This is a genomic window from Pseudomonas sp. B21-054, from assembly GCF_026016345.1.
Taxonomy (GTDB): domain Bacteria; phylum Pseudomonadota; class Gammaproteobacteria; order Pseudomonadales; family Pseudomonadaceae; genus Aquipseudomonas.
Genome location: NZ_CP087204.1, coordinates 1624448 through 1641578, shown reverse-complemented (window position 1 = coordinate 1641578; position 17131 = coordinate 1624448). Strand labels below are relative to the sequence as shown.

The window sequence follows — 17131 nt, the reverse complement described above, 5'->3', positions numbered from 1 at the left end:
ATGCCCGACTCGACCCGCTTGTTTACACCCTTCGCCGAAGAACTGCTGCCCGGTGGAGGCCACCGTTCTTTCGTGCTCAAGCGCGGCCAACTGCTGCGCCTGACCGACTTGCGCGGCGGCGCCAACGTGAGCCTGACGCTGCTCAATGCCAACGAGAAAACCGAACGCCTGAACCTGCCCGACAGCCTCAAATGCCAACACACCGCCAAACTCACCGCCGGCCACTGCCTCTACTCGGACATGGGCCGGGTGCTGGCCGCCATCACCACCGACACCTGCGGCTGGAGCGACAGCCTGGGCGGCGTGCTCTGCGCCGAGGAAGTCGCGCAAAAATACGGTCAGGGCCGCTACCAGGAACTGCGCAACGGCTTCTTCCGCAACGGCACCGACAACCTGTTGGTGGAACTGGGCAAATGGGGACTGGGCCTGTCCGACCTGCTGATGACCCTCAACCTGTTCAGCCGGGTCGATGTCGATGAGGCGGGAAACTTTCACTTCGTCGAGGGCAACTCCCTGACCGGCGACTACATCGAGCTGTACGCGCCGATGGACACCCTGGTGGTGCTGACCGCGCTGCAACACCCAATGGACCCTAACCCGCACTACGCCCCGCAACCGCTCAAGCTCAGCTGGATGAACGCCGATGCCAGCGTCGCCGAGCACTGCCGCCTTTCGCGTCCGGAAAACCAGCGCGGCTTCATCAACACCGACCGCCTGTTCGCCTGAGGATCGCTGCCATGTCACTCGCCATCGCCACCGCACACAAGCAACCCGAAACCGCCGTCTACCGCGCCACGATTCCCGCCGGGGAACCCTGGCTGGTGGAGGTCAAGGCGGGCCAGACCCTGCGCATCCTCGACCTCGAAGGCAACCAGGCGGTCGATACGCTGTTCTACAGCCTGGCCAACCCCAAGGAACGCTACGACGTGCAACGCACCCTGCGTCGGCAAAACAGCGTTTACCTGAGCACCGGCAGCGTGCTGTATTCCAACCTCGGCCACCCGATGCTGACCATCGTCGAAGACACCTGTGGACGCCACGACACCCTCGGCGGCGCCTGCGCCCAGGAAAGCAACACCGTGCGCTACGCCCTGGAAAAACGCTACATGCACAGCTGCCGTGACAACTACCTGCGGGCCTGTGCCCACGATGGTCGCCTGGGCAAGGGCGATATCGGGCCGAACATCAACTTCTTCATGAACGTGCCGGTCACCGCCGACGGCGGGCTGACCTTCGAAGACGGGATCTCGGCGCCGGGCAAATACGTCGACTTGCGGGCCGAGATGGACGTGATCGTGCTGATCTCCAACTGCCCGCAACTGAACAACCCGTGCAACGCCTACAACCCCACGCCTGCGGAGCTTTTGATATGGAACTGAAACTCACCCGCCTGCGGCGCTGGCTGTTTGCGTTGTGCCAGAGCCGGTCGGGGCAGTGCATCAAATAACGCCCAGCCCCCCTGTGGGAGCGAGCTTGCTCGCGATAGCGGTCTGTCAGTCAGTCAGTCACATTGATGTTGGATGTACCACCGCTATCGCGAGCAAGCTCGCTCCCACAAGGGGCGCAGTGATGTTTGGAGGTTTGCCGCCTGGGACGACCCCGGCGGCCATCGAAAACTGCGGGACGGCCCGCATCCCAGTTCAGGCAGCACGCAAGCCTGAGGGGGCAATGCCATGTTCGAAAAAATCCTCATCGCCAACCGTGGCGCCATCGCCTGTCGCATCCTGCGGACCTTGGGCGAACTGAAGGTCCAAGGCGTCGCGGTGTATTCCCAAGCCGACGCCGCCAGCCTGCATATCTTGCAGGCCGACGAAGCCCACAGCCTGGGCGAAGGCGCGGCGGTCAATACGTATCTGGCGGTGGACAAACTCCTGGCGATCGCCAAAAGCAGCGGCGCGACGGCGATTCATCCCGGCTACGGCTTTCTCTCGGAAAATGCAGCTTTCGCCGAAGCCTGCGAAGCGGCCGGGATCGCCTTCATTGGTCCGACGCCACAACAACTGCGCGTGTTCGGCCTCAAGCACACCGCCCGCGACCTGGCGCGGCAACACGGCGTGCCGCTGCTCGAAGGCACCGAACTGCTCGACAGCCTCGACGCCGCACTGTTGGCCGGCACCCGGATCGGTTATCCGGTGATGCTCAAAAGTACCGCCGGCGGTGGCGGCATCGGCATGCGCGTGTGTCGCAGCGCCGCCGAGCTGAGCGAGTCCTTCGAGGCGGTCAAGCGCCTGGGCCAGAACAACTTCAGCGACGCCGGGGTGTTCATCGAGAAGTACATCGAACGTGCGCGGCATCTGGAAGTACAGGTGTTCGGCGACGGCCAGGGCCAGGTGATCGCCCTGGGCGTGCGCGACTGTTCGGTGCAGCGGCGCAACCAGAAAGTCCTCGAGGAAACCCCGGCCCCCAACCTGCCCGAGGGCATGGCTGACGAACTCTGCGCAGCAGCGATCCAACTGGCCCAGGCCGTGAACTACCGCAGCGCCGGCACTGTGGAGTTCGTGTTCGACAGCGACGCCGGGCGCTTTTACTTCCTGGAAGTGAACACCCGTCTGCAAGTGGAGCACGGTGTCACCGAGCAGGTGTGGGGCGTGGACCTGGTGCGCTGGATGGTGCAACTGGCGGCCGGTGATCTACCGCCCCTGAGCGCGTTGAGCCAGGATTTGAAAGCCGAGGGCCACGCGATTCAGGCGCGCCTGTACGCCGAAGATCCAGGCCGGGATTTCCAACCGAGCCCAGGGCTTTTGACCGCCGTGAAATTCCCCGAGGCCGACGGCAAACAGCTGCGCATCGACACCTGGGTCGAGGCCGGTTGCCAGATCCCGGCCTACTTCGACCCGATGATCGCAAAAGTCATTCGCTGGGCGCCAACCCGCGAGCAGGCCCGCCAGGGCTTGCACCAAGCGCTGGGCGAAAGCCTGCTGTACGGCGTCGAAACCAATCGCGACTACCTGCAACAGATTCTTCTCGATGCACCGTTTGCCAACGGCCAGCCCTGGACCCGCTGCCTGGACGCGCTGGTCTACCGTGCTCACACCGTTGAAGTGCTCAGCCCCGGCACCCAGACCAGCGTCCAGGACTATCCCGGCCGCCTCGGTTATTGGGCGGTAGGGGTGCCGCCGTCAGGACCGATGGACAGCCGTTCCTTGCGCCTGGGCAATCGCCTGCTGGGCAATGAGGAAGGTGCGGCAGCATTGGAAATCACCATGAACGGGCCGCTGCTGCGTTTCAACTGCGATGCCCGGGTGGTGGTGACCGGTGCGGTGATTGCCCTTACGCTCGATGGTGAAGCCGTACCGATGAACACCCCGTTGTCGATCGCTGCCGGCGCCACCCTCGCCATCGGCAACATTTCCGGTGCCGGGGCGCGCAGCTACCTGTGCCTGCAGGGTGGCGTACAAGTGCCGGATTACCTGGGCAGCAAAAGTACCTTTACCCTCGGTCAGTTCGGCGGCCATGGTGGACGGGCGTTGTGTACCGGCGATGTGTTGCATCTGGTGCCGCTGGATGAGCACACGACGCTGCCGCCAACGAGCGCACCGATCCTGGAACTGCCGAGCCTGCGCCAGATCCGCGTGATCTACGGCCCCCACGGCGCGCCCGAATATTTCACCGAGCGCTACATCCAGACGTTCTTCGACACAGCCTGGGAAGTCCATTTCAACTCCAGCCGCACCGGCGTCCGACTGATCGGGCCGAAACCTGAATGGGTACGCGCCGACGGTGGCGAGGCCGGGCTGCATCCTTCCAACATCCATGACAATCCCTACGCCATCGGCGCCGTGGACTTCACCGGCGACATGCCCGTCATCCTCGGCCCCGACGGCCCGAGCCTGGGCGGTTTCGTCTGCCCGGTGACGGTGATCGAAGCGGATCTCTGGCAGTTGGGGCAGCTCAAGGCTGGGGACAAGGTGCGATTCGTGCCGGTGGATATATCGACCGCCCGCTCACTGGCCTTGAAATGGGATCAGTGTGGGAGCGAGCTTGCTCGCGATAGCGGTCAGTCAGTGACTTCGATGTCGGATGTACCGCCGCTATCGCGAGCAAGCTCGCTCCCACAGGGGATCATGTCGCCTGTGGTATTGGATATCGGCCAGGAAGACACCCATCTGGTGGCGAGATTGTCCGGCGACACCCACCTGCTGCTGGAAATCGGCGCCCCCGAACTGGACCTGGTGCTGCGCTTTCGCGCCCATGCCTTGATGCAGGCGTTGGAACACAAACAATTGCACGGTGTGATCGACCTGACGCCGGGTATTCGCTCGCTGCAAGTGCATTACCAACCCGAGCAATTACCCCTGGCCGAGCTACTGGCCATCGTCGCCGGGGAATGGGACGCCGTGTGCGCCGCGCAGGACCTGCAAGTGCCGTCGCGCATCGTCCACCTGCCACTGTCCTGGGACGATCCGGCTTGCCAACTCGCCATCGAGAAATACATGACCACCGTGCGCAAGGACGCGCCCTGGTGCCCGAGCAACCTGGAGTTCATTCGACGCATCAACGACCTGCCCAACCTCGACGAGGTGCAACGCACGGTGTTTGACGCCAGCTACCTGGTCATGGGCCTGGGGGACGTCTACCTTGGCGCACCGGTCGCCACACCGCTCGACCCACGGCATCGACTGGTGACCACCAAATACAACCCGGCCCGGACCTGGACCGCGGAAAACTCGGTGGGCATCGGCGGCGCCTACATGTGCGTGTACGGCATGGAAGGGCCTGGCGGCTATCAGTTCGTCGGGCGCACGTTGCAGATGTGGAATCGTTATCGAGACGTCGCCGCATTCGACGGCAAGCCCTGGCTGCTGCGGTTTTTCGACCAGATCCGCTTCTACCCGGTCAGCGCCGATGAACTGTTGCGCATCCGCCGGGACTTCCCGCTGGGCCGCTTCGACCTGGAGATCGAGCATAGCCAGCTCAACCTCGCTGACTACCAGCGTTTCCTGATGCAGGAGGCCGACAGCATCGCCGCGTTCCGCCGCCAGCAACAAGGCGCCTTCGACGCTGAGCGCGAGCGTTGGATCGCCAGTGGCCAGGCGCACTTCGACAGTGAAGAACCGGCCATCGCGCCAAGCGAAGATGCGCAGCTGACTGACGGTCAACTGAGCGTCGACAGCCACATCGCCGGAAACCTCTGGCAGGTTCAGGTGGAGGTTGGCGCTCGGGTCGCCGTCGGCGATGTGTTGGTCATCCTGGAGTCGATGAAGATGGAAATCCCGGTGCTTGCGCCCTCGGCCGGTGTGGTGCGCGAGGTGCGCGTGCAGCCCGGTTCGGCGGTGCGCGCCGGCCAGCGCGTCGTGGTGCTGGAACGTGACTGAACTCAATCAAAGGATTAACCCCATGAACCTTTCGCTTCGCTTGGACGACCTGCGCAATGCCTACCGCAGCGGCAAACTGACGCCTCGCAAATTGCTGTTGGACCTGCGGGAAAAAGCCGCGGCGCTGAACCCGGACTATCACCTGTTCATCCACCTGCTGACGGTCGAGGAACTGGAGCCCTACCTGGCCGCGTTGGAAGGCCGCGACCTGGAGAGCCTGCCGCTGTACGGCGTACCTTTTGCCATCAAGGACAACATCGACCTGGCCGGCATTCCGACCACCGCAGCCTGCCCGGCATTTGCCTATGTGCCGCCACGCTCGGCGACCATCGTCGAGCAGTTGCTGGCACTGGGCGCGATCCCCCTGGGCAAGACCAACCTCGACCAATTCGCTACTGGCCTCAATGGCACTCGCTCGCCCTACGGCGCCTGTCGCAACAGCGTGTTGCCCGACTATCCGGCCGGTGGTTCGAGCGCCGGCTCGTCACTGGCGGTGGCCTTGGGCGTGACAAGTTTCGCCTTGGGCACCGATACCGCCGGCTCTGGTCGGGTACCAGCGGCGCTGAACAACCTGGTGGGATTGAAGGCCACCCTGGGGTTGATCTCCACGGCGGGCGTGGTCCCGGCCTGTCGTACGCTGGACTGTGTCACGACCTTCACGGCGACCGCAAAGGAAGCCAGCCAGTTGTTGGCGCTGACGGCCCGTCCAGACCCTCGTGACGACTACAGCCGCCACAACCCGCAGTGGAACGATGGCTCTGCGTTCGGCGCGCCTCGGCGCTTTCGCTTCGGTGTGCCACGTCAGCAGGACCTGGCGTTTTTCGGCTGCCTTGAAGGTCCGTCGCTGTTTCTCGAGGCCATCGAACGACTCGAACGCCTGGGGGGTGAAGCGGTGGAACTGGACCTGTCGCCGTTCCTGGAAGCCGCACGACTGCTTTATGAGGGCCCATGGGTGGCCGAACGCTACAGCGTTGCCGGCCCATTGATGGAGCGCGAGCCCGACGCCGTCTTACCCGTCATCCGCGCCGTATTGGCGAAAGCGCCTACGGTGGATGGCGTACAAACCTTCCACGCCCGCTACCGTTTACAAGCGCTCAAAGCCCAATGCGACCGGGCCATGGACGCGCTCGATTGCGTGCTCACACCGACCATCGGCCGGCCAGTGACCCTCGCCGAACTGGCCGCCGAACCGGTGCTACGCAACTCGGAACTGGGTTACTACACCAATTTCATGAACCTGCTGGACTACGCCGCCGTCGCCGTTCCCAGCGCGTTCATGGCCAACGGTTTGCCCTGGGGCGTGACGCTGTTCGGTCGAGCGTTCACTGATCAATACCTTTTGAGCGTGGCCGATGCCTTGCAGCGTCAACAGGACAAGACCTTGCCCGTTCCCGCCCAGCCGGCGCGCCACGACCGGGCGCGACTGGTCGTGTGTGGCGCGCACCTGGACGGGTTGGCGCTGAACTGGCAGCTCAAGCAACGCGGTGCCCGGCTGATCGAGGCCACCCAAAGCTCAGCGGATTACCGTCTCCATGCCTTGGCCGGCGGCCCTCCCCTGCGCCCCGGTATGGTTCGAGTTCATGAAGGCGGCGTGGCGATCGAGGTCGAAGTCTGGGAGCTGCCGAGCAGTGAACTGGGCTCGTTCCTGACCGGCATCCCCGCACCGTTGGGGCTGGGCAAGGTGCAATTGGCCGATGGGCGCTGGGAAAGCGGATTCATCTGTGAGTCGTATGGCCTGGAGGGCGCACGGGACATCAGCCATCTGGGAGGATGGCGGGCTTATCTAACGACCCTTGAGTAAACACTGCCCTGTGGCGAGGGGATTTATCCCCGTTGGGCCGCGAAGCGGCCCCAATGCACTCTGTCTGATACACCGCGCTGTCAGGTATTGGGGCTGCTGCGCAGCCCAGCGGGGATAAATCCCCTCGCCACAATCTTGCAAACCTGCAAATTCGACTGTCTTTTCCCACAAGGCCACTAAACTGACTCCATTGGGTCCTAGCCAAGGGAATCGCCATGTCGCTTCGTTCGCCGTTGTATTCCCAGCGCAAGCCACTGCTGGCCGTAGTGGCGCTGCTTGGTACAGGTTTTCTGATCATTTCATTGTTGGGCTATTACGCAGCCAATACCTCGGCACGGGACAACACGCTCAAGGTGTTGTACCTGAATCTTTTGCTGGGTCTGCTGGTGACGCTGGCGGTTTTGGCCATGTTGTATCGAATGATCAATGACTACCAACACCGCATCGACGCCCAGACCATTCTCGACAGCCTGACCGAACTACCGAACCGCCGCGGTTTCGACCTGCTGGCGGTGCAAGCCCTGCACGAAGCCCAGCGCGAACCCAAACCGATGACCGCGCTGTTGTTGGAGCTGGATGATTTCAAGCGGCTGGACGCCAGTCACGGTCACGTTGCCACCGATCAACTGCTGACCGGGCTCGCTCGCGATCTGACTGAAAGCCTGCGCCAATCAGACATTGTGTGTCGCTGGAGTGCCGAGGCCTTTGTCGTGCTGCTCAAGGACACCGATGGAAAGACCGGTCTGAACATCGCCGAGAAAATACGCCAACGCATCGAAACACAACGCTACTTCTGCAGTGGCAAACAACTGTTGGTGACCGTCAGCATCGGCCTCACCACCTTGCAGGACGAAGACGTCTTGCACAGTCTGCTGTTACGGACCGATCATGCGCTGCAACGCGCCCGGCAGACCGGGTGCAACCGAACCTGCGTGGAACTGCCTCACTCCAGTTATGAATAAACCTGAGCTTTGCCCAGCCTGCGGTGGCGTCAACGACTGTACCCTGGCCGACCCACGCACCGCCGATAGGGCCTGCTGGTGTTATGGCGTGAGCATCGACCCGGCGGTGCTTGAAGCATTGCCGGCCGAACTGCGTAATCAATCCTGCCTGTGCCCACGCTGCGCCCAGGTCGAGGCCCAGTTGCGCGCCAAGCCCCAGCCGATCGCGTAAGATGCCCACCCTCCGCTGCCCTGCCTGAACTGCCCATGCGCGTCGACCGTTTCCTCAGCAATCTGCCGCGATTCAATCGCCAACAAGTGCGCCTGTTGCTGGTGGAGCGCCGGGTGCGAATCGATGGCCAGACCGTCAACGATCCCCATGCACCGGTACGTGAATTCAGTCGCGTCGAAGTCGACGACGAAGTGCTGCAAGCCGGCCGACCGGCGCGCTACTTCATGCTGCACAAGCCGCCCGGCTGCGTCAGCGCCACTCGCGATCCGCAACACCCCACCGTGCTCGACTGGCTGGACGAACCGGACAAGGACGACCTGCACATCGCCGGACGCCTGGACTTCAACACCACCGGCCTGATGCTGATCACCAACGATGGCAGCTGGTCGCGGCGCCTGACCCAGCCGCAGACCAAATTGCCCAAGGTCTATTACGTCGAAACCGAGCAAGCCATCACCGCCGAATACGCCATCACCTTCGCTCGCGGCCTGTACTTCGCCTTCGAAGACCTCACTACCCAGCCAGCCGAGCTGACGTTGCTGGGGCCGAAATCAGCGCGACTGAGCATCGTTGAAGGGCGCTATCACCAGGTCAAGCGCATGTTCGGCCACTTCGATAACAAGGTGCTGCGCTTGCACCGTGAACGCATGGGACCACTGCTGCTGGACGCCAACCTCGAGCCCGGTCAATACCGCGCCTTGACGCCTGAAGAGATCCGCCTGATCTGACTCGATGACCGCCGGGCAGAAGTGTCGAACAATTTTCAAATAGGTACTTGCACAACGCTCGCCCCCCTGCTTGAATCAAACCGTCGGCCGAAATGTGACCGATGAGTCACAACATACTTCCAAGAAACTTTTTGCCGGCCAGAACCCTCAGGTTCCGCCCTTTTCCTCCGGCAGACTGCCCGCCTATAACAACACCCGTCGACCGTCTTCCTTGGATCGACATGGGCCTTATCTTTCAGGCGTATGCCTACCTGTCACATTGCTCGTGCAATCTCATTGCGCGCATACCCGCTTGCCAGGAGTCTTATGACATGAGGCCAGAAATCGCTGTGCTGGATATACAGGGTCAGTATCGGGTTTACACGGAGTTCTATCGCGCAGACGCCGCACAAAAGACCATCATTCTGGTCAACGGCTCAATGGCCACCACTGCGTCGTTTGCACAGACCGCCAAAAACCTCTACCCGCAATTCAACGTCGTGCTCTACGACCAGCCCTACGCGGGCAAGTCCAAAGCCCACAACCGGCATGAGACCATGCTGACGAAAGAGGTCGAAGGCCAGATCCTCCTGGAACTGATCGATCACTTTGCCGCCGAGCATGTGCTGTCGTTTTCCTGGGGCGGCGCCGCCACGCTGACCGCCTTGGCGCAGCGCCCACGACGCATCGAAAAAGCAGTCATCAGCTCGTTCTCACCGGTACTCAACGCGCCGATGCGCGACTACCTGGAGCGCGGCGTGGATTACCTCGGCAGCCTGGACGGCGACCGTGTCGGGCACTTGGTCAACAGCACCATCGGCAAACACCTGCCGCCGCTGTTCAAGCGCTTCAACCATCGCCACGTCAGCAGCCTGGCGGAGCACGAATACGGGCAGATGCACTTCCATATCAGCGATGTGCTCCACAGTGACCAGTTGTGCTACGTCAACGTGGCAAAAAAAATCAACGTGCCTGTGCTGTTCCTGAACGGGGAATGGGACGAATACACCGCGGCCGCTGACGCGAAGCTTTTTGCCGAACATGTGCAGCAGAGCAGCTTCAGCACACTGCAAGCCACCGGGCACTTCTTGGATATGGAACACAAAGCCGCCTGCCGGGACAGCCGCAACGCTTTACTGGACTTCCTGCAACCGACACACCACGAAAGCCGACCACGCTACAACTACGTGCAGGGCTACCATGCACTGGCTATCTGAAACCGAGTCCTCGCGAGCAAGCCCCACCCTGCGCTTTTCGGCAAATGGGGCTTGCCCGCGAACGACCGCTCTGGTTTAAGCCTTGCGTAGACGAGTGACCTCGCCGTACGTAAAGAAAAACTTCAAATCCCTGGCCACATCTGGTACAAAGTCAGCCGCTCTGAGCGGGTGTCGTATAATGGCATTACTCCAGCTTCCCAAGCTGATAACGAGGGTTCGATTCCCTTCACCCGCTCCAATCGAATTTTTTCCCACGTTGGTATCGACGGGGGATGCAGGAAAGAAAAACCGGCCTTGATGGCCGGTTTTTTTATGTCCGGGATTTGACTTAAACATCACCGTTTAAGCACCTCCGCAGATATTTCGTGAAAGCTACAACACCTTGCGTCGTTGCCTACGGGTACGTAAGAGTCCGCCGGCTTGTGCGTTTTGGAGGTGAGTTCTATCGTTTTCCGGTCACTGGAAAAACAGCGATCGGATTTGGTAGACCCTCCGCATCGACGCATAGTGTCACCTTGCACGGCCCTCTCTAGGCCAGCACTTATGGTGACCATGCGCAGGGCTCCTCTGGGGGAGCCGGTTCCGATGCCCGATCTACCAACCTTCGTATGGCCGCCACCCTCCGTTTGGTGCCTGTGCAGGCATGGCGTGGGAATCAAGCCGTACGCGCAGGGGGTCGACAAAGCTAACCGCTCAAAAAAACGCCTCCAAGCATGTCATTACCTCAAAGCCATTTCGTTTATTGCGTTTTTCGTTTATTTCGAATAAAAAGCAATCATGCGGTTACCCATGCGCAGCCGCACCTAAAGCACATAAACGATTTATGGAGATAGCCATGACTACCGCCGACCTCACCCGCGCCGTACTACCTGATGAAAGGGAGATTGCTGTGGCCGTGGAGTCAAGCCGTCAGATAGCCGCCTTCCTCTCAGCCAAGCAGGAAACCCAACGAATTGAATTGGTTGACGGAGAACAACAACGGCAAGTCGTAGAACTACCCATCTATGCAATTCGCCTACTCGGTGAAATTCTCAGCGAGCTTGCGTTGGGCAACACCGTCAAAGTTGTTCCAATTCATGCAGAGCTGACCACCCAGGAAGGGGCTGATCTGCTCAACGTTTCGAGGCCTCATCTGGTCAAGCTGCTTGATGAGGGAGTGATGCCGCACACCAAAACGGGCCGTCATCGTCGAATCAAGTTTGCTGACTTGATGGAATACAAAAACCGACGTGAACAGGACAGTCACGCGATTCTGGATGAGCTAGCCGCCCAGGCGCAGGAGCTGGGGATGGGGTACGAATGAGGCATTCACCTTACACGGCAGTTTATGACGCGAATGTTCTCTACCCCGCACCCTTGCGTGATTTTTTGATGCGTCTTGCACTGACCGGTGCGTATCGCGCGCGCTGGTCAGCGCAGATCCACGATGAATGGAAGCGCAATCTATTGGTGAAGCGGCCAGATCTCACGGTCGATCAAGTAAACCGCACTTCAGCGCTCATGGATCGGGCCATCCCGGATGCCCTGGTCACTGATTACGAATCGATTGTCGCGCAACTGGATCTTCCGGACGCTGACGATCGGCACGTTCTCGCCGCTGCGATCAAATGCAACGCGTCCGCAATTGTCACCTTCAACCTCAAGGATTTTCCTCAAGCTGCTTTGGACTCTTGGGGAATCGAGGCTTTACACCCAGACGAATTCATCGTCGACCTGTGGGACCTGGATCAGGCAGCTGTTGTTGAGGCGGCGCAACGGCAACGCGCGTCCTTAAAGAATCCGCCACATACCGTCCGGGAATATCTCGACAAGCTTTTGCAACAGAAGCTACCCGAGACAGTGAAACTGCTCAGCCATTTTGAGTATGTGCTTTAGCTGGTTGCTGTATTCGAGAAATACAGTCACGCCCTGCTGGCTCAAACCAATCGCTGGTTTGCCTCCAGTACACGCCCCAGCGAAGGGCCATACCCGGACGGTTACTTCGCGGGCTCGTTATGTAGTGGTAAACGTGCCGCAGCGATCATGAGTTTGATCCAGTCGGCGCGGCTCAACGGGCATGATCCGTATGCTTATTTGAAGGATGTTCTTACACGCGTGCCGACGCAGCGGGCGAGTGAGATTACCGAGCTGTTGCCGCACAGGTGGGTGCCCGTTTAATCACGTAAGGTGTGTTGGGCGGACGCTTACTGAAAAGCTGCGTTTTTTTCATGTCTAGGATAGTTGACCTCTGCGTTCACAAAGAGAACTACGAAAGACATTCGGATCAGCAATGGATAACTACATTCAGGCCTGCAAAAAAATCGCTCAAGACCCCAATATGAGCGTCTAGGCAAACTGGTGAAGATGCTGTTTGTCGAAGCTCACCTCGAAAGCTTGCTGGAGATTTCTTCTCAGCCCGCAGTCGCTCCCGTATAGCAGGCGTCTATCGACATCACTTGGTTGGGCTGAATCGCCACGTCATCATCGGTCGTATTATCGAGTCAAATGACTGAGTTTTTAGCGAGCAGCCCTCCCTCGACTTTCGATTTGCCCGTCAATGAGCCCTAAGTTTCAGGGTTCATTGTTGTCTTCGTCGTAGCCCATATAGTCATCTTGCGGCGCGTAATACTCCGCCGCGTCATAGATCTGCGTCTTCTTGTAGCGGTCGCCGAGGCCAACAACCGTAAGGCGAGAAAGACCGGCAATCTTCAAGCCGCAAGCGACGCATTCAAAATGGTTTGGCAGATGTTCTTGCTTCTCAGTTATTTCCCCATCCCGCAGGGTTTGAATGGGTGCTGAAACAGGCTCACCCACAACGAGTGCATGCGAAGCACATGCTGGACACTCAACACGGTGACCTGCTTGCCGAGTTGCCCTGACCGCAGCCTGAGCACCCAACATGCCACGCTCCTTGTCACTTTTGGCGAGCCAGACTTTTTTATGGGCTTCGACTTCGCCTTTCACTGCTTTAGCACTATCGTCGACTGCGGCAGCAATAACTTGCTTCGCAACCTTTGCCTCATCCTTACCAAAAAAGTCCTCAAGCGTCATCCCGATTGAAAGGAGAAGAACCTCACTTGCCTGATAAAAACGCGGCTGCCAAACCGAGCTTTTGATTCCGTCGAAGCCTGGCTCGCCTGAATGTAGCTCGGCATTGCGCCTACCTGTGTGCAAGATTCCGAAGCCCTCGTGTAGTGGTCAACTGATCCCGGACACGACGTTAAGTCTTTTTTCGGCCTGAGCTGGTGTCAGCCCGCTATTGAACTGGTGTGGACGAATCCAGTTGTAGCGATGCATCAGATAATGACTGATGTCTCGCTGTGCCTCTTGAGCCGTCATGTAACCCACGGTCGGTATCCACTCAGTTTTCAAACTCCGGAACACGCGCTCCATCGGAGCATTATCCCAGCAGTTTCCACGACGGCTCATGCTTTGGCGCATACGGTATCGCCAGAGCCGTTGGCGGAACTGGCGGCTGCCGTATTGCGAGCCCTGATCCGAGTGAAACATCAGGCCCTGAGGCTTACCGCGTTGTTCATAGGCCATATCCAGCGCCTTGATCACCAGGTCCGTATCCGGCTTGTTCGACAGCGCCCAGCCCACCACTCGGCGCGCGTAAAGATCCATAACCACAGCCAGGTAATGCCATTTCCCTTGAGCCCAGATGTAGGTGATATCGCCGCACCAGACTTGATTAGGCGCTGGAACATCGAACTCTCGATTCAAAATGTTCGGAATGTCTGGTCGCTCAATCGTCGCTTTTTTATACGCATGCGAACCCGGTTGCTTGCTGATCAATCCCAGTTCCCGCATCAGGCCTCGCACCTTGAACCGGCCGATCTGCTCGCCGTCTTCCTGCATCATCGACACGATGCTGCGGCTACCGGCAGCGCTTCGACTTTGCGTAAACAGTTCGTTAACCCGGCTGCGCAACCGAAGCCGCTCAACGTCTGGAGTTCGGCGCCTGAGACGGTGGGCGTAGTAACACGAACGAGTGACATCAAAGACTGCGCAAAGCCAATCAACCGGCTCTTGGGGGCTCAGTTGATCAATCAGCGCGTGCGCTCGTGCTCTTCCGACATCAAGAGCGCGGTAGCCTTTTTTAAAATGGATTTCTCCCGCTCAAGACGGGCGATCCGGGCTTCCAGTTCCTGGATTTTCTGTTGCTCTGGCGTCAGCGCTTTACTCTGCGGAGTAACGCCGGTGCGCTCCTGCTGAAGCTGATTAACCCAGCGGCGCAACGCGGACTCGACCACCCCAAGCGAGCGGGAGGCTTCGATATGGCTATAGCCTTGATCGAGCACGAGGCCTGCGGCCTCACGTTTGAATTCAGCGGAAAAGGTACGGCGTTGTTTGGTCATCTGACACCTCTATCTGGCGAGCATTCTCGCCTAAATGAGTGTCCGGTTTCATTAGACCACTACATCGTGCTCCTTCGTAAAGTCCGGCAAAATCGCCATAAGGCGTTTGAAAACCTCACTGACTGCGATGGATTTCGGCGTGAACCTTTCCTCGATAGGATTAAAACCTAGCGCATGGTAGAGACTGGCCCAACTCTTGTCGGTCTCTGCCAAAAGTGTGGGACTGACATTGGCGAGCGCTGCTCGCGCCAGAAATTCGAGGGAAAATCCCGACCAAAGAGCATATTCCCAATCGTCGCTGTCTAAATCACTCATATGCTGCACATAGCGTTGAGCTTTGAGATAGAGCGCTTCCGGGTCCCAGGTCGTTGGGGTTGCTGCGGGTTTGACTGTCTTCTTCACTGAAGGCTCTCCAAATAAATTCTCTGAATCTTTCGATTCTCACGCTCAGCGGGAATCGGCGAGCGTGCGTGCAACATGCGCCAGTTGTCGATTAATAACGTGTCGCCAACTCGCGCAAGGGCGATCTTCAAAGGCTCGCATTTATCAAGGTTTTCCTTAATACGTTGACTGGCGAGCTCACCAATTTTGCTCGCCGGCTTGAGAAACAGTTCATCCCACCGGAAGCAATAGCCATCACTGGTGGGTTCGCACAATCGCAGCAGCGCGAGCGCTCCGTTCCTCGGTCTGCGCGGCTTAAAAATGGCACGTGTAAGAATGTCCAAAGTCACCGCGTCAAAGATGCTTTTCCCGTCGAGCAAAAGCGTTGGGACATCAGCGTAACCGGTCACGCATCTTAGAAGTAGGTATCGAGGTGGAATACGCCAGTGCGCAAGATCAGTGTGAAATGGGAAACAACCGAGCCCGTAGCTACCGCTATATGTGTTTGGTGTCGCGATAGACCGAGGGACCAAGTCTTGGACAGTTCCGCCCTCCCATGGCTCCAGCGGATGACCAAGCGCATTTGCGACCGCAAGTGCGTCTGCGCCGGGGCAATAGTCGCGAACGAAAGCATATCCATCTCTCGCGACACCGTCCTTAAGGGAATGCATATCGGGGTCCTTTCTTCAGCAATTGGCATTTCCGCGGCCACTGACTCATCAATCTCGCTTGCCTGTTCAAACTGCGTGGTGAATTCGCGTGTGATCATACATCTGCGGGCAGGCAACATAGGTCGCTTGAGGTTGCTGTCTCAATTGATAAAGTCTTGCCAAAAAGTTAGCCCTAAAGCACAAGCTACCCCTCCGCTGCCCCCTCAATTCTAAGGGTGTTACTTTCTACCTTCGGGGACCACGCAGGTCCTACAAACGTGTAATACAATCTTCTATGCAACACTCAAATTTTCAAGGACTTACGTGACAGATAGGGATAGGGAGAATGCCCTTCACCCGCTCCAATCGAATTCTGGTCTCACGTCATGTGGTTTGGCGGGGGATATAAATAAACCGGCTTTTGGTGGCCGGTTTTTTATGGCTGATCTTTGGGGAAGTGTGAGGTGATCTCCGTAGATAGATGGCCCCCGTCTCCGTCGAAAATAAATACCTCCCCATTTTCACACAAATCGCTTGATGGTGGACTCAGACATCCCCGACTCTCGGCGAGCGTCTTGCGGGAGAGGTTCTTTGAGAGGCGGAGCGTCTTCGCGTTCTACCCAACATTCCTGGCGATCTCAGCCGGCGAATAGAGCAAATGCATGAGCGACATGGCCACCCTTCAAGCGATTTGATAAATGGCTATATTCGACCAGTTATAGAGGATAAATGCCAATTAAAGGTCAGATATGACCCCTTCCTCAAATCAACGCAACGAGCAGAGTCTGTTCCTCGGGTCTGGAGAATCAGCGTTATCAAAAATATCGTATGGTTCCCATGAAGATTTGTAGGCAAATTCCGAGAATTGCGTAGGGGGTGCGCTTACTTTGCTTTTCGGCGAGTTTTCGCCTTGTTGCCCTTGTTCTTCGGTGGCTACTCTCCAGACGTCGCTGCAAATCAGCGATCGGGCTTGGAAACCCGTGAGTCACGAAACCGCACGCCTTCATAAGTGCAGAGGTAGTTTTACGCCTGTAAACTTGTGTTTTTGGCGGCTGTGCGTGGGACGCCTTTGGGCGTGCCGGTTTCCTTGACTCCCGGTTTCCAACCTGCGCACAGCTGCCACCCATTCGCTTGGAACGAAAGTGGCAGCTCCAGACGTCAAGGAGCTAGACAATGCACAGCAACTCGCTTTTCAATCATTCGTTCAACTTTCGGCCTCACTACCTCGTCATCAACGGAGGCAGGCCATGAACGAAAACACTGAGCTAAAAACCATCGGCTACACCCCCTTCAACTATTCCGCTGATCGAGCACTGTTCCGTGTCAACGGCGGCGTCCCCATCCAAGAGGCATTGGAACGGGCATCGGATCTTTTGCATCTCGCTCACCGGCTTGCCGAAGACGCGGCGTTTGAGAAGAGCACCGACCGCTACGCCTGGGCTGCGCATTTTTTGTTGGAGATGAGCAAGGCAGTAATTGATGACGTTGTGAAAGTCATTGCGCCTAGATCGGAAGTTGAAGTTAGAAAAAAAGCCGAGAAACAATAG

The 17131-nt window shown here is 58.7% G+C and carries 14 protein-coding genes, 1 tRNA gene and 3 pseudogenes; 13 read left to right on the top strand and 5 right to left on the bottom strand.

What is annotated here, in order from left to right:
- From LOY70_RS07285 to LOY70_RS07230, 12 genes and pseudogenes are all read left to right on the top strand, one after another.
- Positions 1–726 carry an urea amidolyase associated protein UAAP1 gene (locus LOY70_RS07285; protein ID WP_265035046.1) on the top strand — a complete coding sequence of 242 codons (726 nt, stop codon included), beginning with the start codon at positions 1–3 and terminating at the stop codon, positions 724–726.
- Between the two features lie 11 nt (positions 727–737).
- The gene (locus LOY70_RS07280) at positions 738–1379 is read left to right on the top strand and encodes an urea amidolyase associated protein UAAP2 (RefSeq protein WP_123414757.1); all 642 of its coding nucleotides are present in this window, start codon (positions 738–740) and stop codon (positions 1377–1379) included.
- A gap of 294 nt (positions 1380–1673) precedes the next feature.
- Positions 1674–5315 (top strand): urea carboxylase, encoded by a 3642-nt coding sequence (gene uca, locus LOY70_RS07275; protein WP_265035042.1) that lies wholly within the window; start codon positions 1674–1676, stop codon positions 5313–5315.
- 22 nt (positions 5316–5337) lie between these two features.
- Entirely contained in the window at positions 5338–7116 is a 1779-nt protein-coding gene (gene atzF, locus LOY70_RS07270) for an allophanate hydrolase (RefSeq protein WP_265035040.1), read from the top strand.
- A 356-nt stretch (positions 7117–7472) separates the two neighbouring features.
- Positions 7473–8078 (top strand): annotated as a pseudogene (locus tag LOY70_RS07265) (GGDEF domain-containing protein); the annotation flags it as partial.
- Positions 8071–8289 (top strand): cysteine-rich CWC family protein, encoded by a 219-nt coding sequence (locus tag LOY70_RS07260; RefSeq protein ID WP_123414761.1) that lies wholly within the window; start codon positions 8071–8073, stop codon positions 8287–8289. The pseudogene LOY70_RS07265 and the gene LOY70_RS07260, both read left to right, overlap by 8 nt.
- Before the next feature lie 35 nt (positions 8290–8324).
- Positions 8325–9017, top strand: coding sequence for a pseudouridine synthase (locus tag LOY70_RS07255; RefSeq protein ID WP_265035037.1), 693 nt, complete (start codon positions 8325–8327; stop codon positions 9015–9017).
- Positions 9018–9328: 311 nt separating this feature from the next.
- On the top strand, positions 9329–10213 hold the full coding sequence (locus LOY70_RS07250) for an alpha/beta fold hydrolase (protein ID WP_265035035.1): 885 nt from the start codon (positions 9329–9331) through the stop codon (positions 10211–10213).
- 164 nt (positions 10214–10377) lie between these two features.
- Positions 10378–10451 (top strand) — tRNA-Gly (locus LOY70_RS07245).
- A 597-nt stretch (positions 10452–11048) separates the two neighbouring features.
- Positions 11049–11516, top strand: coding sequence for a helix-turn-helix domain-containing protein (locus LOY70_RS07240; protein WP_265035033.1), 468 nt, complete (start codon positions 11049–11051; stop codon positions 11514–11516).
- Positions 11513–12088 (top strand): putative toxin-antitoxin system toxin component, PIN family, encoded by a 576-nt coding sequence (locus LOY70_RS07235; protein WP_123414765.1) that lies wholly within the window; start codon positions 11513–11515, stop codon positions 12086–12088. Before LOY70_RS07240 ends, LOY70_RS07235 begins: the two co-directional genes overlap by 4 nt.
- Before the next feature lie 102 nt (positions 12089–12190).
- Positions 12191–12370 (top strand): annotated as a pseudogene (locus LOY70_RS07230) (transposase domain-containing protein); the annotation flags it as partial.
- Between the two features lie 393 nt (positions 12371–12763).
- On the opposite strand, the gene LOY70_RS07225 reads toward LOY70_RS07230, so the two are convergent.
- From LOY70_RS07225 to LOY70_RS30095, 5 genes and pseudogenes are all read right to left on the bottom strand, one after another.
- Positions 12764–13366 carry a hypothetical protein gene (locus LOY70_RS07225; RefSeq protein WP_265035031.1) on the bottom strand — a complete coding sequence of 201 codons (603 nt, stop codon included), beginning with the start codon at positions 13364–13366 and terminating at the stop codon, positions 12764–12766.
- Positions 13367–13390: 24 nt separating this feature from the next.
- A protein-coding gene (locus LOY70_RS07220; protein WP_265035029.1) for an IS3 family transposase occupies positions 13391–14553 on the bottom strand; the annotation gives its coding sequence in 2 pieces (ribosomal slippage) (positions 13391–14298 and positions 14298–14553; 1164 coding nt in all).
- 51 nt (positions 14554–14604) lie between these two features.
- On the bottom strand, positions 14605–14955 hold the full coding sequence (locus tag LOY70_RS07215; protein ID WP_265035028.1) for a hypothetical protein: 351 nt from the start codon (positions 14953–14955) through the stop codon (positions 14605–14607).
- Positions 14952–15344 (bottom strand): TauD/TfdA family dioxygenase, encoded by a 393-nt coding sequence (locus LOY70_RS07210; RefSeq protein WP_265035026.1) that lies wholly within the window; start codon positions 15342–15344, stop codon positions 14952–14954. Before LOY70_RS07210 ends, LOY70_RS07215 begins: the two co-directional genes overlap by 4 nt.
- Before the next feature lie 6 nt (positions 15345–15350).
- Positions 15351–15605, bottom strand: a pseudogene (locus LOY70_RS30095) (hypothetical protein); the annotation flags it as partial.
- A 1226-nt stretch (positions 15606–16831) separates the two neighbouring features.
- Between LOY70_RS30095 and LOY70_RS07205 the strand changes: the two are divergent.
- Positions 16832–17131, top strand: a complete 300-nt coding sequence (locus LOY70_RS07205) for a DUF3077 domain-containing protein (protein ID WP_265035024.1) — start codon at positions 16832–16834, stop codon at positions 17129–17131.